Annotated in this window: 16 protein-coding genes and 1 tRNA gene; 11 read left to right on the top strand and 6 right to left on the bottom strand. The window is 55.8% G+C overall.

Going from position 1 to position 22,137, the window contains the following annotated elements:
* Nucleotides 1-119 precede the first annotated feature (119 nt).
* On the top strand, nt 120-2,099 hold the full coding sequence (locus AC2FI9_RS05680; RefSeq protein ID WP_496766443.1) for a bifunctional 2',3'-cyclic-nucleotide 2'-phosphodiesterase/3'-nucleotidase: 1,980 nt from the start codon (nt 120-122) through the stop codon (nt 2,097-2,099).
* A gap of 102 nt (nt 2,100-2,201) precedes the next feature.
* On the opposite strand, the gene AC2FI9_RS05675 is transcribed toward AC2FI9_RS05680, so the two are convergent.
* The 5 genes from AC2FI9_RS05675 to AC2FI9_RS05655 form a co-directional block, all read right to left on the bottom strand.
* Nucleotides 2,202-3,251, bottom strand: a complete 1,050-nt coding sequence (locus tag AC2FI9_RS05675) for an AI-2E family transporter (protein ID WP_496766441.1) — start codon at nt 3,249-3,251, stop codon at nt 2,202-2,204.
* 66 nt (nt 3,252-3,317) lie between these two features.
* Entirely contained in the window at nt 3,318-4,109 is a 792-nt protein-coding gene (locus tag AC2FI9_RS05670) for a TIGR03084 family metal-binding protein (RefSeq protein ID WP_496724688.1), read from the bottom strand.
* Nucleotides 4,110-4,209: 100 nt separating this feature from the next.
* A complete protein-coding gene (locus AC2FI9_RS05665) occupies nt 4,210-6,183 on the bottom strand; it encodes an acetyl/propionyl/methylcrotonyl-CoA carboxylase subunit alpha (protein WP_496766439.1) in 1,974 nt (657 codons plus the stop codon).
* Nucleotides 6,184-6,238: 55 nt separating this feature from the next.
* Entirely contained in the window at nt 6,239-7,858 is a 1,620-nt protein-coding gene (locus AC2FI9_RS05660) for an acyl-CoA carboxylase subunit beta (RefSeq protein ID WP_496766437.1), read from the bottom strand.
* On the bottom strand, nt 7,858-9,642 hold the full coding sequence (locus AC2FI9_RS05655; protein ID WP_496766435.1) for an acyclic terpene utilization AtuA family protein: 1,785 nt from the start codon (nt 9,640-9,642) through the stop codon (nt 7,858-7,860). Before AC2FI9_RS05655 ends, AC2FI9_RS05660 begins: the two co-directional genes overlap by 1 nt.
* A gap of 167 nt (nt 9,643-9,809) precedes the next feature.
* Here AC2FI9_RS05655 and AC2FI9_RS05650 point away from each other — a divergent pair, with 167 nt between their 5' ends.
* The 3 genes from AC2FI9_RS05650 (at nt 9,810) to AC2FI9_RS05640 (ending at nt 11,910) form a co-directional block, all read left to right on the top strand.
* Entirely contained in the window at nt 9,810-10,391 is a 582-nt protein-coding gene (locus AC2FI9_RS05650) for a TetR/AcrR family transcriptional regulator (RefSeq protein ID WP_496766433.1), read from the top strand.
* Nucleotides 10,388-11,545: an acyl-CoA dehydrogenase family protein gene (locus tag AC2FI9_RS05645; RefSeq protein WP_496766431.1), complete on the top strand. Its 1,158-nt coding sequence runs from the start codon at nt 10,388-10,390 to the stop codon at nt 11,543-11,545. Before AC2FI9_RS05650 ends, AC2FI9_RS05645 begins: the two co-directional genes overlap by 4 nt.
* Before the next feature lie 167 nt (nt 11,546-11,712).
* Nucleotides 11,713-11,910, top strand: a complete 198-nt coding sequence (locus AC2FI9_RS05640; protein WP_496724700.1) for a hypothetical protein — start codon at nt 11,713-11,715, stop codon at nt 11,908-11,910.
* A gap of 212 nt (nt 11,911-12,122) precedes the next feature.
* Here AC2FI9_RS05640 and AC2FI9_RS05635 read toward each other — a convergent pair.
* Nucleotides 12,123-12,207: transfer RNA gene (locus AC2FI9_RS05635), tRNA-Leu, on the bottom strand.
* Nucleotides 12,208-12,994: 787 nt separating this feature from the next.
* On the opposite strand from AC2FI9_RS05635, the gene AC2FI9_RS05630 reads away from it, so the two are divergent.
* The 7 genes from AC2FI9_RS05630 (at nt 12,995) to AC2FI9_RS05600 (ending at nt 21,848) form a co-directional block, all read left to right on the top strand.
* Nucleotides 12,995-13,390 (top strand): hypothetical protein, encoded by a 396-nt coding sequence (locus tag AC2FI9_RS05630; RefSeq protein ID WP_174822482.1) that lies wholly within the window; start codon nt 12,995-12,997, stop codon nt 13,388-13,390.
* A 2-nt stretch (nt 13,391-13,392) separates the two neighbouring features.
* Nucleotides 13,393-15,405 (top strand): dynamin family protein, encoded by a 2,013-nt coding sequence (locus AC2FI9_RS05625; RefSeq protein WP_496766429.1) that lies wholly within the window; start codon nt 13,393-13,395, stop codon nt 15,403-15,405.
* 8 nt (nt 15,406-15,413) lie between these two features.
* Nucleotides 15,414-17,138, top strand: coding sequence for a dynamin family protein (locus AC2FI9_RS05620; protein ID WP_496766427.1), 1,725 nt, complete (start codon nt 15,414-15,416; stop codon nt 17,136-17,138).
* Nucleotides 17,139-17,170: 32 nt separating this feature from the next.
* Complete coding sequence (locus tag AC2FI9_RS05615) at nt 17,171-17,572, top strand: hypothetical protein (RefSeq protein ID WP_058276616.1); 402 nt, start codon at nt 17,171-17,173, stop codon at nt 17,570-17,572.
* A gap of 23 nt (nt 17,573-17,595) precedes the next feature.
* The gene (locus AC2FI9_RS05610) at nt 17,596-18,456 is read left to right on the top strand and encodes a hypothetical protein (protein WP_496766425.1); all 861 of its coding nucleotides are present in this window, start codon (nt 17,596-17,598) and stop codon (nt 18,454-18,456) included.
* A 66-nt stretch (nt 18,457-18,522) separates the two neighbouring features.
* Nucleotides 18,523-20,565, top strand: a complete 2,043-nt coding sequence (locus tag AC2FI9_RS05605) for a dynamin family protein (protein WP_496766423.1) — start codon at nt 18,523-18,525, stop codon at nt 20,563-20,565.
* A complete protein-coding gene (locus AC2FI9_RS05600) occupies nt 20,562-21,848 on the top strand; it encodes a dynamin family protein (protein WP_496766421.1) in 1,287 nt (428 codons plus the stop codon). The genes AC2FI9_RS05605 and AC2FI9_RS05600 overlap by 4 nt, the downstream gene beginning before the upstream one ends.
* The last annotated feature ends 289 nt before the right edge of the window (nt 21,849-22,137 follow it).

The following is a 22,137-nucleotide window of genomic DNA, read 5'->3' as shown; positions in this document are numbered from 1 at the left end:
TCAGTACCAAACATTCCCGCATGCGCCGCGCCGCTGCAAACGCGTTGGATACCAGTGTCACACGGTTGTTTTGTAAGTTATGCAGAAGGCGCGTTAGCCAACATATTGAAAGGTTCCGAATGACCTCCTCCAACCATTTTTCGATGTCTCGCCGCCAGTTCCTTGCCACAACCACGGCCAGCGCCGCCGCAATCACCCTGCACCCTTTTTCGGCCGCCGCTGCCGACAATCAGGCGCATCTTCGGATCATGGAAACCACCGATATCCATGTGCATGTCTTCCCTTATGATTACTACGCAGACAAGCCGCGCGATACGGTAGGCCTGTCGCGCACCGCATCGATCATCAATGACATTCGGTCAGAGGCAACCAACTCGTTGCTGGTGGATAATGGCGACTTTTTGCAGGGCAACCCGATGGGCGATTACATCGCTTATGAGCGTGGTATGAAAGAAGGCGACAGCCATCCGATCATCGCCGCATTCAACACCGTAGGCTATGACGCCGCTACTTTGGGCAACCACGAGTTCAATTACGGTTTGGATTTTCTGGAAAAGTCACTCGCCGGCGCTGATTTCCCTGTCGTGTTGGCCAACGTCGCCAAAAAACAGGGTGCAGGGCCACGCGATGATAAGACCCTGGTCAAGCCTTACGCCATTCTGGACCGGGAAATTGAAATGGGCGACGGCAGCAAGCATCCAATCAAGGTCGGCGTCATTGGCTTTACACCACCTCAGATCATGAATTGGGATCGCAAGCATCTGGAAGGCAACGTTCAGGCCCGAGACATTGTCGATACGGCGAAAGCCTATGTACCAGAAATGCAAGAGCAAGGCTGCGACCTGATCATCGCCCTGTCGCATTCGGGTATCGGTGAGGCAGACCATGCCGACGGGATGGAGAACGCCTCAGTCGCGCTGGCTGGCGTCGATGGCATCGACGCGCTGGTCACAGGCCACAATCACCTGGTCTTCCCTTCGCCCACCTTCGCGGATCGTCCAGGTATCGACGTCGAAAAAGGTACCTTGCTGGGCAAACCAGCGGTCATGGGCGGTTTCTGGGGCTCGCATCTGGGTCTGTTGGACCTGCTGCTGGAACGCGACGGGAACGAATGGCGCGTCGTAACAACGACGTCCGAGGCGCGCCCGATCTCAAAGCGCAACGAAGATCGCTCAATCACTGCGCTGGTTGGCGACGACCAGACCGTGCTGGATTCGGTTGCCAAAGATCACGACGAAACACTGGCATATGTTCGCCGCGCCGTAGGGAAGACGTCCGCGCCTTTGCACAGCTATTTCGCGCTCGTCGCGGATGATCCGTCGGTGCAAATCGTGTCGATCGCACAAAAATGGTATGTTGAAGAGATGATGAAGGGCACCGAGCACGAGGGGCTGCCCATCCTATCAGCCGCAGCCCCGTTCAAGGCCGGTGGCCGTGGTGGGCCAGAGTATTATACCGATGTTCCAGTGGGCGATGTGGCAATCAAAAACGTGGCTGACCTGTATCTCTATCCGAACACCGTGCGGGCGGTCCGCGTGAACGGGGCACAGGTCCGGGGTTGGCTGGAGCGTTCGGCAGGTATGTTCAATCAGGTTGAGCCGGGCTCGGCCGACGCAATTCTACTGAACCCGGAATTCCCGTCCTACAACTTTGATGTTATGGACGGCGTGACCTATCAGATCGACCTGTCCCAGCCCTCGCGATTTGGACCAAAAGGCGAAGAGGTGAACCCAGATGCGGCTCGGATTGTGAACCTTTCCTTCAACGGCACGCCGGTTACGGATGATATGGAGTTCATCATCGCCACCAACAATTACCGCGCGTCTGGCGGTGGGTCCTTCCCGGGCGCATTGGGTGACACGATTGTTTTCGAGGCCCCAGACACCAACCGCGACGTCATCGTGCGTTACATTGTCGAACAGGGCACAATCGATCCAAAGGCGGACGCCAACTGGTCCTTCGCCCCGCTCGCAGATACCACGGTGCTTTTCGAAACCGGCCCCAAAGCGCGCGACTATATGAGCGACGTCAATGGAGTGGTGATCGAAGACGCCGGCGAAGGCGCCGATGGTTTCGCCGCGTTCCGCATCAAGCTTTAAACGCCAGAACTTATAAACCGACCGTCACCCCGACCAATGGGTGGCGGTCGCGCACCAAAGATGACGAATAATTCGATCACTTAAAACCGGGCTTTGGAAAAATCAGTCAAGTTCACCGCTTTCTGACATCAAAATCGCCAGCGGTCGTGTAGAATGGATTTGCGACAAGATGATCATCACCACGGCAGTCAACGGTATCGCCAATATGGTGCCTGCCAGACCCCACATCGCGGTCCAGATCGTCAGCGAAAACAGCACCATAAACCCGCTCAGGTTCACCGAATTTCCGACCAGGCGGGGTTCAAGGAAGTTTCCGACAAACAGCTGAGCGGCCATGAGCGCGATCAGCGCGACACCGGCGTGCCAGATGCCGCCGAATTGCACGAGGCTCAGCATGACGGGAAACAGAACGCCAACAATGGAACCCAGGTATGGGATATAGTTCAAAAGGCCGATCAATATGGCCCAGAACATTGCGAACTCGATGCCAAGCAACAACATGATCACATATGAGATCACAGCCAAAATGACGTTGATCAGGGTCTTTGCGCTTAGGTAGCTGCCGATTTTCTGGTTTATCTGGGCGACAATTTGCAGCGACCGGTCAGCTGTTTCAGCATCACCCAAAGCCTTTCTAACTTTTTCCGGCATATCGTCCAGATCGGACAGGATGAACACAATATAAAGGATTGTCATTAACATGACCGTCCCGAAACCCTGCACTGTGGAAAGCGTCCCCTGCACAAAACCCAAAACATCGAACTTGCCAGCAATCGTCTGCTCGATCGTGGACCAGTCTGGCAGTTTTTTGACACCCAAAATCGCCATTGCCGAGTCAACCAGCGCTTTTAGGTTGGTTTGGTAACGCGGGATATTCTGGGCGACCGCTTGCGCGTTTGCCTCAAGAAAAACCCCTATCAGAATCAGCGTTAGAAATATGGCAAGCAGTGCAAGTAAACGGCGCCCGCGGCGTGGAATGTGGCGCAACCCCGGAACACGGCCGATTGTCGAGGCGGTCGAGTCCAGAATGTATATTCCGATAATGCCCAAAAGCACCGGAAGAAAAATGCTCTTGCCCAGCACCAGCAGCCAGCCGATGACAACAGCGACGATCAGGCCAGATGCAAGTTTTGTCACATTAAACTGCAGCATATCTTCGCTTTCGGTCGGACGTGTGGGTCCTTTTGTGCCGGGTTCTAGGCTTATATTCAACGTCTTTCACGCAATCTGAGCGCCCCGAGCGCAGTGACGGCTACCCGGTGCTGGAGGCGTTTCGCGACCACCGGCAAAACACTGCGCGATTGACATCCATTCGGCAGAAACCGGCCCTTCCACCTTTAGAGATGTATCTGCGATGTTGCGGGTTTGGGCCGAGACTTGCGCAAACTCTACCGCAGGTCCTGTTATCCGATTGTCCCCCGGTTCACCGAACTCCCATAAGGCTCCGGAAGGTGCGGTCAGTTCAAGTCGCGGCATCGCCTCGGGCACAGGTTTGCCGTTGACCTGATAAGCCCAACCAAAGGTATTCACACCCAGAATGACGATGTTCTTGACTCGGTCCTGTTCGACGCGCTCGACACCAAGAACGTCAAAAATCTCTTGCCCGTGTGCCCAAGTCTCCATCTGGCGGGCCGTGATCGACGAGCGTACAGACATATCCGGACCGGCCCATTTCACCCGGTGCTTGGGATCGAGATCGGCCCAACGTGTGCCAATATCTGTGTAAAGTGTCCGCCAAGCATCGCGCAGCTCGTTCCCACGCAGCAAAATCGCTTCGTTCTCGGCTGCGCGCAGCCCTTCGGCATTGGCTTTGACAAACAATGCGCCAATGCGCGCAGCAAATGCGTCGGGGTCCTGAAGCGACAAATCGGCCATCTGGTTCCAATAGTGCAGATGCACCAGAACATCGTTCAGCGTCCATCCCTTGAACTGGGTTTGGTTTTCCCATTGGTCGCCCGAAATATCGGCTAGAATGGCAAACAATGCCTCGCTTTCTTGCAAAAAATCCATTGCCTGTTGCACTGCTTGTTCCCTCGATTTTGTGTTTGCCTGTTCGATGTCCCCGGATGCAGTGCCTGAGCGGCGGTAGCCGACACACACCCAATTCTACCTATGTTTCGTCAATCTCGATCATAACATCCCCCGCCGCCACCTGTTGTCCGATCTCAACGTGTACAGAGGTCACGACGCCCGCAACGGCGGCAGTGATTTGGTGCTGCATCTTCATGGCTTCGAGAACGGCCAGACAGTCGCCATTCGAAACGCTTTGACCAGGTCTTGCCGCCACCTCGACCAGGGCACCCGGCATGGGGGCGGTGACGCGACCGCTAGCGATCGTTCCCGCATCCAATGCACCGGGACGCAGGCGTCGAAACGTCCGGCGCTCGGCGCCGATGGCGATCTGGGCCGTGTCCCGGGTTATGTGTGCGGTGGCGTCGACGGTGTTGTCATTTATGCGTGCCCGGACCTTCCCGCTGCTGCGCTTGATGAACGAGACATCATACGCGTTGCCCTCAACCCATACGGTCCATCCTTCGGGGCGGGCGAGTGCGCGCGTTTGTATCTCTTCGTCAACATAGGCAAGCGTCACGGCGAACGGCGGCAACGCCGCGCTAGACCAACCCAACTGTTCGGCGGATACGTAGCCCGACGCCGCCCTTGCGCGGGATTGATCCGCATCCAACAACAGCGCAGCCGCCAAGGCGATGTCCGGCGCAGTTACCCGGTACGCAAGAAAGCCCCGGGGGTAGGTCCGATCCAAAAATGTTGTCGTTGCATCACCAGCAATGAAATCTCTGTGCTGCAGCACATCTGCAAGAAACCGCGAATTTGTCACCGTTCCCAGCAAAATAGATTCGTTCACAGCCTTGATCAGCCGCGCACGTGCCGTTTCGCGGGTTGGACCATGCGCAATGATCTTTGCAAGCATGGCGTCATAGAAAGGCGATACCTCCTGCCCTTGTTGAATGCCGGAGTCCACACGCACTCCGGGTCCAGTCGCAGCCTGCCAGAAATCAATTGGACCGGTTGCCGGTAGATATCCGTTAGCGGGGTCTTCGGCATAAAGCCGCGCCTCAATGGCGTGGCCGTTCATGGTGACGTCTTCCTGAGAGATCGGAAGGGCGTCACCCTGCGCGACAGCGATCTGTAGCGCCACTAGGTCGATGCCAGTGACCATCTCGGTGACAGGATGCTCAACCTGCAGTCGGGTGTTCATTTCAAGGAAATAGAAAACGCCGGACGGTTCCAATAGGAACTCCACGGTTCCGGCGCCGCGATAGTTCACCGCACGGGCCGCCTCAATCGCCACGGCTCCCATTTTTTCGCGCAATTCTGGCGTCATGGCGGGGCTTGGGGCTTCTTCGATGACTTTTTGGTGGCGACGCTGAATCGAGCATTCCCTTTCGCCCAGATGAATTACGTTCCCGTACCCATCGACAAAAATCTGAAATTCGATATGGCGCGCATCACCGATCGCTTTCTCAAGGATCAATTTGCCGGATCCAAAAGCGTTCTCGGCCTCGGATCTGGCAAGCGCAATCGCCTCAGAAAGAGCGTCGGCGGATTGGACCACGCGCATTCCGCGACCACCGCCACCAGCTGCGGCTTTAACCATAATAGGAAAGCCGATCTTGTCCGCTTCTGTGACCAGAGCGGCATCCGATTGATCATCGCCTTCATACCCCGGAACGCAGGGAACGCCCGCGCCGATCATCAGGCGTTTGGCGACGGCCTTGTCGCCCATCAGCCTGATCGCTTCGGGATCGGGTCCGATAAAAGTCAGACCCGCGGTCTCGACTGCCGCTGAAAAACCCGCATTTTCGGACAAAAACCCATAGCCCGGGTGAATTGCCCCTGCCCCGGCTTTCTGAGCGGCAGCAATGGTCTTTTCTGCGTTCAGATAGCTATCACCAACCGGCCCTTCACCGATCCAAACCGCCTCATCAGCAAGTTCGACATTGGGTGCCCGCGCGTCAGCGGTTGTATAAACGGCCACCGTGCGCAGCCCAAGCGACCGGGCGGTTCGGATGATACGCGCGGCGATTTCCCCACGATTGGCAACAAGAAGCGTGTCGAATGTCATGCCTCAGCCTCTGCTATCTGTCTTGGATGTGGATTTGGTGAGTAATGCAGTATGATCAAAACCTGTGCACCCCGTACGAGCTGGGTTTGACCGTTCGCGCGCGACCCTCAAGGCAGGTTTCAAGGCAAAAACCCAGCACGCGCCGCGTGTCGCGGGGGTCAATGACGCCATGATCGATACACCGGCCCGAGGTATAAAACGCATTTTCCTGTCGTGTGAAATGCGCTGTGATCGCTGCCTTCTGCGCAGACAGTTTGGCTTCGTCGGGGTCGATCCCTTTGCGTTTGAACCCTGCGCGCGCGACCAGTTCCATCGTCCCGGCGGCTTGCTCGCCGCCCATCACGCCCGTTGCCGCATTGGGCCAGGCGAACAGGAAGTCCGGGTCATAGGCGTAGCCGCACATCCCGTAATTGCCCGCCCCGAAACTTGCCCCGACATAGAGCGTGATCTTGGGCACATCGACAGATGTAACGGCCTGAATCATCTTGGCCCCATGTTTGATCATGCCGCTTTGTTCATATTGGGTGCCGACCATGAAACCTGTGATATTGTTCAGAAAGATAAGGGGAGTGTCAGCCTGACCACATAGCTGAATAAACTGCGCGGCTTTGTTCGCGCCTGCAGGGTCCAGTGGCCCGTTGTTTCCAAGAATGCCCACAGCGATACCATTGATTGTGGCCTGCAAACAGACAGTCGCTGAGCAATAGTCGGGTTTGAAATCCTCAAAATCCGAGCCATCCACAATGCGGGCCACGACCTCGCGAACGTCATAGGGAACGCGATAATCGGTTGGAACAAGGCCTGCGATCTCATCCGTATCATATTTCGGAGGCTGCACGTCTTTGCAGCGACGCACAGGCAAGGATTTGTTCCAATCCAGCCGGGCCATCACGTTCCGGGCCATTTCGATACCGTGCGCATCATCCTCGGCCAGATAGTCGACCAGCCCGGATGTGGTGGCATGCATCTCGGACCCGCCCAGATCGCGGTCATTGGCCTTTTCGCCCGTCGCCGCGTGAACCAAGGCTGCACCGGCCAATGCGGCCATACCATTGTTCTTCACGCCGACAACATAGTCTGCAAGGCCTGGCATATAAGCCCCACCGGCGGTTGACGGGCCATGCAGTACCGCGATGTTGGGCAGGCCAGCGGCCGAATGGCGGGCCAGATTGCGGAACAGTTTGCCGCCATTGGCCCAGAATTCGACCTTGTACTCCATAAGATTTGCACCGGCGCTTTCGACAAGATGCACAAAAGGCAGGTTCTGTTTCAAAGCCATGTCTTGCGCACTCAGGAAGGCCGCAGCTGACATCTCGACCATCGCGCCGGCCTTGATCCCTGCATCGTCGACGATGATCATGCAGCGCACGCCCGAGATGAAACCGATGCCAATAACCAATGACGCGCCCGGAACCGATTGATCAGGATCGTCTGTATCGACGCAGTAACCCGCCAACCCGTGCAGCTGCAAAAAAGGCATTCCAGGATCCAACAGTTGGGTCAAACGGTCACGGGGTGTGATCTGCCCCCGGGCCTCCATCCGTTCACGCCGTTTCTCTGACAGGGCGACAGGACGTGCTTCAAGCGCGCGCATCTCGTCGACAAGAGCCAGCATATCGGCTCGGTTCTTGGCAAAGCTGCCAGAATCGCGGACGACTTTACTGACAAAACCCATCAGATTTCTCCTCGCTCGGTGTATGAGGATAACTCTGCAGGAATCCTGATCGGTGTGGCCAGCAATATCTGGGCATAACTCTTGCCTTGCGCGTCGTTGCGCAACGAGGCTACGCCACCGCCACCCAGCGCATTGTGCAGCAGAATGTTCATGGAAAGCGTTCCTGGAAGAAAGAACCGTTCGACCCTGCCAGATAGGTAGTTAGAAAAAACATCTGCCAGCGTCGCTTCGGTCAGCGCGGCCCAAATGTAGGGCAAAAAGGTAGCATGACGTACAATGACCCCAATGTTTGCGGTGTCGCCTTTGTCCCCAGATCTAGCACAGGCCAAATCTTCCAAAGGGCATGTGATCCACTCGGTCACCTTTTCATCGGCTATTTCCGGGGCTTTTGCCGGGACAGGTTCCGGGTCTTGAGTGGGCGTTTTTGGCGGATTGTATGCGATATCGTCCCCATCCATCGTTACGCAATAGGTCAGCGTGTCGTTTGGCACCAAGAAGGAAAACAGGGCAACGACTGGCGAGGGTTTTGGCCGTCCTCCTCCGGTAAAGATGTGCAACCCCGGCGGTGCGGCCAGTGCGCACCCGGTCATCTCACGCAGGAATACGCCAACCGCGCGGGGGTCGTCGTGTTTCACGGCTGCCTTGAACGAGATCTCTTCGTAATCGCCGTCGCCAGGCCGACCTCCGAAGGTTTCAAACGACACCTCGCGATAGTCGGGAGAACCGATCTGGTGGAGGACAGCGCGCGCACGATCCAACCCCGCTTGGGCAAAAGCCTTCGCCTTTTGTCGTGCCTCACGCCCGTTGATCAGAATCGTAATGCCCGCGCGATAGCCATCCGCCCAGGTGGCGGACACTTTGAGCTGCCCGGTCGGCGCGCGGCCTTTTGCACCCAAAACGGTTACATGGTCTGGCTCGGAGTGCTTAATCCTGACATTGGAAAAGTCGCAAATCACGTCAGGCAGAATATAGGACTGCGGGTCGCCGATCTCATACAGCATCTGCTCGCAGACCGAAGCCGGGGTCACACATCCAGCTGTGCCCTGCGGCTTGGTCAGGACCAGCCCGCCATCGGCGTTTACCTCGACAATTGGATAGCCGATCTTGGCGATGTCGCCTGCCAATTTCCAGTCCGTGAAATTGCCTCCGGTGGCTTGCGGACCACATTCTATCAAATGCCCTGCAAGCGACCCGGCAGCCAATAAGTCGTGGTCTTCGGGCCGCCATCCAAAATGATACATGCACGCCGCTAAAGTCAGAGCGCTGTCGACGCAGCGGCCTGTGATGACGATATCAGCACCGCCGTGCAGCGCCACCAATATCGGCCCAGCCCCAATATAAGCATTCACCGAGGCGATCTTTTCGATCGGTGGCATCGGCGCACCGGAAAACATCTCAGTCCGATCGACAAACTCAGCCACACGCGGCAGCAGGTCGTCGCCTTCGACCACTGCAACTTTCAAGTTCAATCCCAACTCTGCAGATTTGCGACGTAATTCATCAGCACAGGCAACTGGGTTGACCCCGCCTGCATTTGACAAGACCTTGACGCCTTGCTCGGCGATTTGGGTTAAATTGTTGGCCATAACGTCAGAGACGAAATCCACCGCATATCCCTTTTGGGGGTCTTTAAGACGGGCGCGGGCCATGATCGACATGGTGATTTCGGCGAGGTAATCGTAGACCAGAAAATCGAGCCCCGGGGCACGCAGCAATTGCTGTGTCGCATGAGGGGCATCCCCCCAAAAACCACTTGCTCCTCCGATCCGCAGAGAATGTGTCACGCCACGTCTCTCCCGCTTGGGTGCGATCCGCAGTTTACAGACCGACTGTTCTGTTTTTATGATTTACTGACCACCTTGGTCAACGAAGATTTACCACTGCGACGCGACGGAAGATGACGGAATCGATGCCAAAAAAACCTTCAGTCCAGGATCAAAGGTCCCGAGATATGCAGGCCAAAATCAGCAATGCGACGGTCACTTGTCTGGATCAGCTTGGGTATGCCGAGACCACTTTTGCCAAAGTACAAGCCAAGGCGGGTATCTCACGCGGGGCAATAACGCATCACTTCCCCACGAAGCAGGCATTGGTCGCAGCGACCGCGATGCGACTATTGGGCAATGCGCAAAACCCGCTCTGGCCACATGATCGCGCGCCTCAGCCCGTCTATGACCTGATTATGTCTGCCTGGGCCAATATCGTAAATTCCGCAGGTGGGCGCGCCATAGTCGAGATTCTGGTTGCTTGCCGAACCGATCCGGAACTGTTCGGCATGCTTGAACAGAGCCTGAGAGACTGGGACAAGTCGAACCTCACCCTGATCTCCGCCCGGTATGTCAGCGCAACGGGTGACCGTAACGACACTGAATTGTTGTGGAGCATCGCCCGGAATTTCCTGCGTGGTTTGTTGTTGCATGAGAAATTCGTTTCATCGCCAGAATACCTTACGCAGATGATGGATCGCTTCGCACGCATGATGGAAAGCCAGCTTCAGGTATTGCCCGAAAATGACGTTGAGGAGGTCAAATGACCCTGCCATCCCCTTTCATGGCCCCTGAACGCGAAGCTTTCCGCGGAAATTTCCAGCGTTTTGTCGATGCCGAAATCAAACCTCATATTGAGCAATGGGAGGCGGATCGCAGCGTCCCGTGGGAGCTGCATGCCGCAATTGCTGAGTTCGGCGTATTTGGCTTTGGGATCGATGAGGAATACGGCGGTCTAGGTTTCGACAACGCCTTTATGCGCCATGATTATAGTGAAATCCTGTTCGGCTGTGGGGCATCCGGTATCGGAGCCGCCGTTGGGGGACGTACGATTTCCATCAGCCCAATTGCGAAATTTGCTTCCGAGGAGTTCAAACAGAAAGTGCTGCCCGAGATCATCTCGGGGCGCATGATGTCGGCCCTTGGGATCACCGAACCAGGCGCAGGGTCGGACGTTGCCAATATTCAAACAAGTGCCGAGCGCAAAGGCGGCCGATGGATTCTGAACGGGGAAAAGACCTATATCACCGGGGGTATGGATGCCGAATGGTTTGTGATCGGCGCCCGCACTGGCGGCCCGGGCCTGACCGGTATCTCATTGTTTTTGGTCCCTCATGACGCGCCCGGGTTCAGCCGCACGCCGTTGGGTGGCAAGATGGGTTGGCACAGTTCACAGCAAGCGACGCTGCATTTCGATGATTGCGAGCTGGATTCTACTGCCCTGTTGGGGCCTGAGAACAGGGGCTTTATCGCAATCATGAACAACTTTAACTTTGAACGGCTTGGCCTGACATCCGCTTCGTTGGGTATGATGAAACTATGCTACGATAGTGCCCTGGACTGGGCACGGGAACGCAAGACATTCGGCAGGCGACTGGTCGAACATCAGGTCATTGGCCACAAGTTTGCAGAAATGTCTGCCCGGATTGATATGAATGAGGCATATATCGAACGGATCTGCTGGGCAATTGAACAGGGCCTGATGCCAGTCGCCGAAATTGCAAAGGCCAAGGTTCAGGCCACGACGTCACTGCAATTTGTTGCTTCCGAAGCGATGCAGATCTTTGGCGGTGCCGCATACATGCTGGGCAATCCGGTCGAGCGGATCTGGCGCGAAATCAAAATAATGGCAATTGGCGGCGGATCCGAAGAGATAATGCGCGACCTGGCCGTGCGCCAGATGGGATTGGCCGGGCAATAGTGGCGGCGTTGTGGGTCCGCAAGCGCGTGCTATGGACGTGAAGAGATCGCTGAAAGGCCGAAATTAACCAAATTCTTTGGTCAGCAATTGCCGAAAATGATCAATGCACAATTGCGCAATCATTTTTGACAACCTAAGTTGCGCCAAACTCATCACGCGAGGGAATTATGGATATTTGGTTCTATGTGGGGCTTGGCTTGTTGTTATGGGCTATCAGAGACTTGGTGTTTGGTTCGACCTACTTGTGGGAACGGGTAACCCGCGCTGAAAATCCGGGAACCTACTGGGTTTGCGTTTTGGTTTGGCTTGTCGTTGCATTGGCTATTTTAGCCACGTCACCAACGACCTACTACCTGTTCTCCTGACTGCGCGTTCCGAAATGCAGGCCATGTAACCTGCATTTCCAAATCATAGAGGCCGGTGTTTTCACTATGGATGCAGTCACCTAATCGTTCGCTTGGCGAGCGGACCCGACTGTTCAAACGTCAAAATCCAGTCGGCTGTCCCGTACGAAACGTTGGTCATTGCCTGAAAGCCGGCAAAGGCGGTCCGGACGGGAAAATTCTCTGAAATGGTATGGTGCGGGTGGAGGGACTTGAACCCCCACGCCTTGCGGCGCCAGAACCTAAATCTGGTGCGTCTACCAATTTCGCCACACCCGCAACCCAGGCACTCGGTGCCGGAATGTCGGGGTGAATAGCAAAGCTTGCCACGGAGTGCGAGAGGGAAAATTGAGTTGTGCGCAAGATTATTGATGACATCGGCGCAACATGCTTCTGAACTGACCGTCGTGCACATATGGTGTCTGCCGGACGCTGCCGCTAAGCGGGATGCGGGATATTCTCATGTGTTGCTGTTCGCGGCAGGAAAGCAGCCTGATTTTTGGCGTTCTACGAGTAGAGAGAAAAGATTACTTGGGCAAGTTTGACTAATTTTATTGTTTTGTATTTAGCAACACTCAGGTCCCTTTGGTGAGAAGAAGAAAACTATCTTACGTTGAGTAAAATGCCCCTCATCTAAGGGCGGGCTATGATGAGAACCCAAAGACGAATGCAACATACATATATTTTACAGACGTCCTCTGGGTAGATTTGGTGTCAGGTTGATTTCAAAAGATAGAGTAATTACTGTTTATGAACAGTGCTCTAGACGCACTACCAAAAATACAACACGTGCGCATCGTTGCAAGTTTTCTGCTCTTGAATGCTGCTAACGATAAATGGCGCTGTTCACATTGACGCCGAAAATACGCCCGTAGGTTGTGGTTGAAAAATGTTACCAAACACAATTGCGCCACAATTCAAACGCCAAAAAATCTTATTCGCGTCAAAATAAGAACGCCTTGAAAGTCACTTATGAGCAGTAGGAGTTAATGAGTCTTTTTTGCCTTCGGGCGCTGTACGAGTTTTTTCGCTCAACTCCAGTACAAGGGTCTGAAACGTGACCAATATGATGAACTCCGCTGCTGCCGAGCAAGAAGCCGTTGGCCTTGCGCGTGAAAGTTTTCTTGGTGAACTCAAATCCCTGAACCGCGACCATCCAAACACCGGGTTTGGCGTTTCGTTGCGCACCCGCTCCGGGCGGCGATATTTGCTAGCCAACTCGCGTATGCCGCTGCCCGAAACCAAATCCGAGGGCTTTCCGACCGGGCGTCGTCTTGCCCGCCTTGAAAACAGCGAGCGATTTAGCTCGATCGAAGTTCTGGCGGATTGCCACACCTTCGAATCGATTTCGCCGGGGGCCGAAGCTGCGATCCTGGGCAATGCCCTGAATCTGATCGCCCGAATCGACACCATGACCAGCACGCCGACAGACACGTTGGCCGCGACAGGAACCGGAGGCTGAACATGGCGCGCAACGACCATCTTTTGTCAGTTGGCAATGAGGCACTGACGCCCATGACGTCAGCGATGAACTCGCTGACCGCACAGATTGATCAACTGACAGAGGTGGCGGATGCACGTTCGTCCGCACGTCTTGCCACGCTCAAGACGCGGATGGAGAATTTCTCGGCCAGCGTTACAATGGTCGGGCAGGTCAAGGCTGGTAAGTCCTCGATCGTGAACATCCTGGCCGGGCGCCCTGCCCTGCTTCCATCGGATGTAAACCCGTGGACATCGGTGGTGACCACGTTGAACATCAACACCCGCACCGAAGGCGACAAACGCGCCAAGTTTACCTTCTTTGAACAGGAAGAATGGGACAATCTGATGGTCGGCGGCGGCCGCCTGGGTGAGTTGGCAAACCGCGCCGGAGCCGATGACGAGATGGATGACATTCGCCGCCAAATCGGCGAGATGAAGGCTAAATCCGAATCCAGATTGGGCCAGCATTTCGACCTGATTCTGGGGCAGAGCCATCAATATGATTACTTCGACGAAGAGCTGATCCAGCGCTATGTCTGTCTGGGTGACGAAGATGACCCGGACATCAACCCCAAGACCGGGCGGTTCGCCGATGTGACGAAGTCGGCAGAGCTGTATATGGATATCCCGCAATACCCGATTGCGCTCAAACTGTGCGACACGCCGGGTGTCAACGATACCTTTATGGTCCGCGAACAGATCACCCTGCGCAGCTTGCGCGGATCTGAGGTCTGCGTTGTTGTTCTGGCTGCCAGCCAGGCGCTGACGACAATGGACATGGCGCTGATGCGCATTATCGCGCAATTCGAAAACCGGCAGATCATCCTGTTTGTGAACCGAATTGACGAATTGGCGGATCCGGTCAATCAGGTGCCGGAAATCCGCGACCGCATTCAGGATACACTCAAACAGAACAATATCGACGCCAATACCAGTGTTGTCTTTGGCAGCGCCTTGTGGGCCGAGGCCGCGTTGACGGGCAACCCTGAGATTCTTTCCGATGAATCCCGCGAGGCGTTGAACACGTTCTATCTGGCCGCCGGTTTTGGCGATCAGGCACCCTCGCTCGACAAGATTTGGGCACTGTCCGGCTTGCCCGATTTGCTGTTGGCCATGAACGAACGCATCGCCGAAGGCGCAGGCACCCGGTTGCTGGATCGCGTCCGTCACCGCGCCCGCAATATCGCCAGTCAAATCCGCGCCACGGCCGTTGCCAAGACCCTTTCGGGCGGCGAAGGCCTTGTGCGTGATTTGGACGGGGTATCGCCAGAGGAAGCGATTGCCACACTCTCGGATCAATATGAAAAGAAAGCGGCCGAATTGACCGCATCCCTGCGTGCGAAGGTGTTGGAGCGACTGAATTCAGCGGAATCGAACTTTGTCAAACGTGCAACGGATTCGCTGATTGCCCACCTTGAGCTGAACGGCGAACAAGGCACATGGCAGTATGACCCAGCGGGGCTGCGCACCTTGCAAAAGGCCGCATATTTCAGCTTTGCGCGGTCGATGCGCAAAGAAGCAAGTGCGCTGTACAATACGGCGGCCGCAGATATTGAGACGCTTTATCAGAAGATACTGGGCAACCACCTGGGTGAGTTCAGTATCGAAGCGCCCATTGTTCCGCGTGTCCCACCCCCACTCGGAATTGGGCGAACAATCGCTTTGGACTTGCAAAGCACCTGGTGGCGTCGCTGGTGGCAGCGCCGCAAAGGGTTCGAAGCTTATGCAGCCGACTATACGCGCCTGATCGCGTCCGAGGCGAATTCGATCACCAAGGATATCGAAGAAAATCAGGTCGCAGCCGTATTGGAAAACGTACGTGCCGTCCTGTCGGATTTCATGCGCGAGCAGAAAGAGACGTTGCTTAGCATTTCGGCCTCGGCCGAGAATGACCCAAGCCGCAACGCAGCTCTGATGGCAGGACTGACACCACAGAAATCGCGTGACGATATTCTGGGCGACATCCTGAAAGATCTTAGTAACGAGGCAGCATAAGTAGCGATATGGCAAAAGACTCACAAACCCGTTTCGTCTCGCCCAAAGCATGGGAACGCATCGAGCAGTGGTCCCGCCGCAAGCCGGTCTTTGCCCTTATGGGAGAGTTCAGCGCCGGCAAATCGACGCTGATGAACTTTCTGCTTCGGTCGCACGCGCTGCCAACCCAGGTGACGGCCACACAGTTACCGCCGGTCTGGTTCAGCTGGGGTAAGCAATCAGCCTATGTGCAGCGCCATGATGGTATGCGCGAGAATATTGAACTGGATGCGTTGGAATCGATCGGCGTAAACGACGCCCAATTCATTCGTATTTTTCTTGAATCCGATATCCTCGAAGCGGTTGATCTGATCGACACGCCGGGTATCTCGGACCCCAAGATTTCAACCGATGTTTGGCGTCGCGCCGTAGGTCAGGCCAATGGCGTGCTGTGGTGCACACATGCAACCCAAGCCTGGCGCGAGACCGAGCGGGCGACTTGGGTCGCCCTGCCCGAACGGTTGCAGCACAACTCGCTGCTGTTGGTAACACGTGCGGATACACTGGGTCCGAAAGACCGCCAAAAGGTGTTGCGCCGCGTCAACCGCGAGGCAGGGCATCTGTTCAACCGGTCGATTTTGTTCTCAGCTCGCGATGCGATCACCGCCCGCGACAAGAGCGGCGATGCCGAACTGTGGGGACGCAGCGGTGGCGGCAAGATGGTAGACAGCTTTCTTGAGATCACCGAGCAGATCATGGACAATCGCGCAGACATGCTGGCGCGGTACCAGATCGACAATAGCCTTGCTGATGGGCCACGTGTCCAACCGATCCCCCCACGCAAAACCACTGAAAGCGCAGAACAGCCCACTCCACTAAAGCTGGTCAATCCCGTTCAGGACGAAAATGCGCAGGACGAAGTGGTAACAAGCTTTCCTGTACGCCCTGCCCGCGTTGAAGCACGCTCAAACGATACGGAACGTGCCCCCCGGATTGATGCGGATGAGGCTGAACGGTTGCGCGCTGAGATGACCGCGATATCGGAAGAAACCAAACCTGAGACCGAAACCGATCAGGACGAGCTGCGTTCTTTCTTCCGGGAAACGCCCAGTCAGCCTCTGAATTTGGCCGATGTTGCCGAGATCCCTTCGGAAGAAAACGCGTTTCTTGAACTGGATGACGAGGATTTCGACGAAGAAGAGACCTTGGAACTGGAAGTCGAGAGTGAAGGCGAGGCAAATCAGCCTGACACCGGCTCCGATGGTCAGGATCACCTATTGGCGTCGATTGAGGATAAGCTGGCTGACGCAGCTGAAGATGCTGTATCCGAAAACACCGAAGCAGACGCGCAACGTGCTGACACATCTGTGTCGTCAATCGTTGCATTGCTCGCCGAGCAATCGGATGGTACGGCCGATGAGTTCGAACTGGAACCCGAAACCAGCGGCCTGATCGAAACACAGGTCGTGCCTATGTCAAACGGAACGTCCGAGGCCGAGCCTGAGTCTGAAACCCTTGAGAAATTGCTGAATGCGGACGCCGGATCAACACTCAGCGCATCGGCGATGTGGCGCGAGATCACCGCTGGTGAGGATCTTCCTGAAGACTCCGAAGGCCTGAAAAAAGTTTTTGTGGCCTTCCTGGTAGAGTTCGACAAGATCGCCGCTGAACACGGCGCCCGCGACGCAAAAAAAGACGTTTCAACGCTTCCGAAAGCCGGGAACAAGGGCGGGGCTGAATGGCATGTTTTATAACGTGAAATCAAGGTAGAAGGACGGGAAGCCCGATGTCTATCGAAGCCGCACTGAAATCTGCGATGGAAACGATACCCGACTGCGTCGCAGCCGGGTATATCGACATGGAAACAGGGATGTTATTGGGGACCAGTGTCCGCGATCAAGAGGACGCCGAAGTGCTGGACAGTCTCGCGCTTGCAGTGGCGAACCTGTTTCAGGGCGGCGGCGTGGGTGCTTTTGAAGCATTGCTGCGGAAATCGGGTAATGCTGATACCGAAAATCCGGGATTTGGGGAAATCGCGGTGTTTTCAAAGGATCGGTTGAACATTTTTTTGCGGACGCAGGCCTATCCGGATCATGTGGTCTGCTACATCTGTCGCAACAGCGCGAATGTAGGGTTGGCACTGACAAAATCGCATCTCAGTCTGGGGCCCGTCGCGGCCGCAGTTTAGACGGGACCAGAGGGGGTCACGGCATGATGGATACAAACATACTCGATTTGCTCGAGGACATTGGGCGATCATCGGTTGCCCGACTGGAGCCAGCCGTCGCGCTTGCTGGTGACACTGCGCTTGAGCGCCGCGAAAAGGTATTGCAGTCCATCCGTGGCACTGTTTTGCCGCGCCGGTTGGAGTTTACGGCTGCCAATGGCGATTGTCTCGCGATTGAGGTCAACAGCTCTCGGGTTACAGATGTCTTTCGTGTCCGGTCCGGCGTTGCGCCTGATTTTGAAACCGAAGAGCGCGATACGCTGGCTGGGCAATTGGCGCAACTGGTAACCGATATTGCCGCGGCGCCTGCACCGCTCAGCCTGATATCCCTACGGCCGGACGCCACGCTGGAAGCGGACGATGTCGGAATCACTTTTAGCGAAATCGCTAGTGCTTGCACGATGATCGAAATGCCCGCTGAACCCGTCATAGCAGTCGTTCCGGACACAGCCGAGCCAGCAAATTACGTGGAAGCAACAGACGATGCCAGCGATTTGGCCAATCAGTTCTATCTCGGCAGCCAGCGTTTGGCTGTTGGTCGCATCCGGGTCAAAGCTGAAGGCGGGGAAATGGTTCAGTCTGACGGCGATTGTAGTGAAGATCAGCCATTACATGCAGATGAAACTTTGCTGGCGCAGTTCGCGCATGACCTGTCGGGCTGGGATGATGACGCAGCCGCGGCGCTGGATCATCCGCAATTGATCGTCATGCGTCCGTCCGGCGGTAAAGGTTCTGGTTTGGCCGTCCTGAACGACGGCGAAGAATTTTCCATGGTCGTTCACGAGGCGCGCAAGCTAGGCGCCATTGTGAATCTGTGGACATCTCTGACGAAGCGTTCCGAATGAGCGCGCCCGTAATATTCAATTTTTCGACTAATTCAATCTGTGATTGCAAGTACCCAGGGTAACAGTATGAGTGAAAATAACCGTCGTGAGTTAATAAGAATCGCCGAAGATATGAACGGGGTCAGCAATGACGAGACCCGCCAGTTCATTTCGCGTATTGTCGGCGACCTTTCAAATCTAAAACCGTCAATTGCATTTGTCGGGCAAATCAAGGCTGGCAAGTCCCGCCTTATCAACGGGTTTACGGGGCAGGCCGAATACCTGCCCTCGGATGTTAATCCGTGGACGACCGTGATCACCGACATGCATTTCGGTCACCCCTCGGGTCGGACCCAAGGGGCCGAATTTCATTTCTTCGATAACCGTCAATGGCAGGCGCTGATCGCCGAGGGCGAAGAGCTGCGCAACATGTTCCCCGACGACGAGGACAGCTATAAGCGCGAGATGATCGAAGAGCAGGTCGACGCGATGAAAACCCGCGCACAACTGCGATTAGGCGACAGCTATGAGCAGTTGCTGGGTCAGCATCACGATCTGGAGCATCTGAACTCGGACGATCTGGCCCGTTATGTTTGTGCGGGTGACGATCCGACCGACAGCGAAGAATACGACCCCGGTTCAGATCGGGGACTGTACAGTGACATCACGCGCAAGGCCGAGGTCTACTTTGACATTGGCCATTTTCCGTTCCCGCTGACGGTCACGGATACGCCCGGCGTCAACGACCCGCTGCTGATCCGCGAAGAAATCTCGCGCCAATACCTCAAGGAATCCGATTTCTTTGTTGTTGTATTGTCCGCACATCAGGCGCTGTCCCGTGCGGATCTTAAGTTGTTCCGCCTGATGCAGGCGCTGGAACTGGGGCAGATCGTCGTCTTCATCAATCGCGTGGACGAACTGGGCGGCGGCGCTGAAGACGCTGGAAAAGTCCGGACGGACGTGTTGGATGGCCTGGAAAAAGCCCTGGGCAACTCGGACATTGATGTTCTGATGGGCAGCGCCCAATGGGCCCATTATGCCTTGACTGGTGACGATACCGGCGTGAACCACGATCACGTTCTGGCTTGGCTGCGCGCCCACCCCGAGCAGATGAAGCAATATCTGGACGGTGTAGAAGAGATCAAACAGGGCCCTGGCCCAATCAGCCGTGAGGGCGTTTTGCGCTTTGCCGCAATGATCGCCTCTGGTCTACCCGATCTGCGCCGCCACGTTACGCACGCCTTGACCCAAGGGCCCCGTGACGAACAGCTCAAGATGGCCTGGCAGCACCTTAACAGTTTTGCGCAAGGTGAGCTGGAACGGTCTAAGGCCCATCTGCGCGTAATTGACGACGAAAACTCCGCCGACATTACCGACGGCGACGAAAACGACAAAACATTGGCCGAGCTGCGCGCGCTGGTTTCGCAAAAAACCACACAGATCATTGACGATATGGATGATGTGTTGGCCAATCTTCGCGGCGTCATGGATGACACTGTATCCGAAGCCGTCTCCGCCGTTGTCCGCGGACCGAATGGCGATTCCCCTTTGTTGGCCAAGGGCGGTGACACTGAATTGAACTTTTCGCCGCTGCGGGACCGCATGCGCGAGCTGGTTCAGGGTGCGACACAGGTGGTGCGGCAGCGAATGCTCAGCGAGCTTTATGCGGTCGACATGAACAGCAATGCCGCACTTCGCGCCCTGCCCGGCTGGCAAGACCCGACCGACAGTCGGATGAATACCAGTGCGGTTCGGTGGTTCCGTCCGGATACCACCGCACTGACGCGTGGCATTACCGTGGAACTGCGCGTCAGTTGGCTGTCCCGTCTGATTTCGCGTAAAAGTGTGGTCGCTCGGGCCGAACGGATGATCGTTCAGGAATTCGAAATGATCGGGGACGATCTGGTGGACACGGCGCGCGCCGATCTGCTTGAGCGTCTGAACACCGTTCTTGATCACTATCTGGCCTTGTTGGCCGGACATCTTGAACAACGCGCCGGAACCGGCCAAACCAATGTTCGTGCAGAAGCACAGGCAGCATTCGATCAGGCACAACGTGTTGCAGATGATCTGGATGCGGTATTTGGCGGCAATAGCGCCGACAAGAAATTAGCAGAGGCTGCGGAATGATTGAATTTCCCGGAACCGAACAGGAAGTACGCAAGCTTGAACGCTTCCTGACCGCCACCGAAAACCTGCCTTCAGAGGCGGGTCTGGACAAGATGCGCGAGCGCGCCTTGTTCCATGCCGAACGGCTTTCGAATGCGGTAAACATCGGTTTTGCCGGGGAATTCGGGGCCGGAAAATCCAGCCTCGCAAACATGCTAGCCGGGGCGGACATTCTGCCAACCGGCCCTCAACACTTGAAATTGCCATTGGTTATAGTGGCCTATGCGGATGCACCGGAAACCACCGTTGGCTGGTGGGACAAAGAGCCCAAAGTCTATTCCGGCATTGCACTGGAAAAAGCCGCGGCAGACGACCCGGACTTTATCTCGATTGGGCTGAATACCCCTGCCCTGCAAGAGATCTCATTGTTCGATCTGCCGGGAACCGGCGCATTGGATGACACCTACAAGTCCACTTTGGACCTATTGTCCTATGTCGATTGTGCCATCTGGTGCACGAACGGAACCAATGCCTGGCGTGAGACTGAGCGCCACCTGTGGGCACAAGTTCCGCAAGAGTTGCGCTCGAATAGCTTGCTGGCCGTAACCCACGCGGATCTCCCCCCGGTCCGCGACGCGCTGGACCGTGTTCTGAACCGATTGGAAAAAGGAAAAGGTAAATTCTTCCGGTCTGTCGTGCCTATCGGCACACCAGTCGCGGTCAAAGCCATGGCGCAAGAACCCGAGCCTGATTTTGATCTGTGGGAGACCTGTGGCGGTCAAAATTTGGCCGAACAGGTCCTGCAAGTCGCATCCGAGCGGCGTTTGAAGGATTTGGAAGCTGCCCGAAATGACATCGAGCAAGAGTTTCTTCCGTATCTCTCCACCCTGGACATCGCAGAAGCTGAACCAGCGCAGGTCGAAGCACCGTCGATTCATGCGACGTTGGAATCCGCCCTTCCCCCGCTTGAAAACCCGATCCTTGAAGACTGGCTGGCGGCAATTGCCAGCATCTATGACGACTTGCGCGAGACATCAGATATAGAACCGGCCGCATTCCTGAACAGTTGTCAGGAAATCGTCGAAGATTTTGCGGAGCGTCTGGAGCAAGGAGGCGAAATCGCCACTGAAGCCGACTGGATCCCCGGTGAGTTTGAAAAGGCCACCGATCTTCTTTTGCTGCTGCAATTCGAAAGCGGTGACGCGCCACTGAAGGACGCAATCAGCATCCTCGCCCAGCTAAGCGACAACCTCGCCTGGGCCGGCAGCCGCGTCGATTCCGTTCAGGCAAAAACCGGAACCTGACGCCTACCCGTTTTAATTGAGCCGCAATGCAGCGATTCGAAGCCCTCAGAATTGCGCGTTTATTGTTTCGGATTTAGTGACCAATCCGCAAAAAACAGGCACTCAGTCCGCAAGTTTTACCGGTAAAAAATCAACATTTAGATTCACGCGCACGCAATGGCACCATATGTGGATTTTCTTGGCGCTGGGTTCTTAGTGAAGCCATCAGGCGGCCCCAATAAAGTCAAATTTGAAACGTCTAACGTACTTGAGTGTCCTGCGGTTGTGTTTGGTTGTGAGTTCGCGGGCT

The organism is Ruegeria sp. CDSA246 (assembly GCF_059611225.1).
This window is presented reverse-complemented; position numbering and strand designations above follow the sequence as displayed.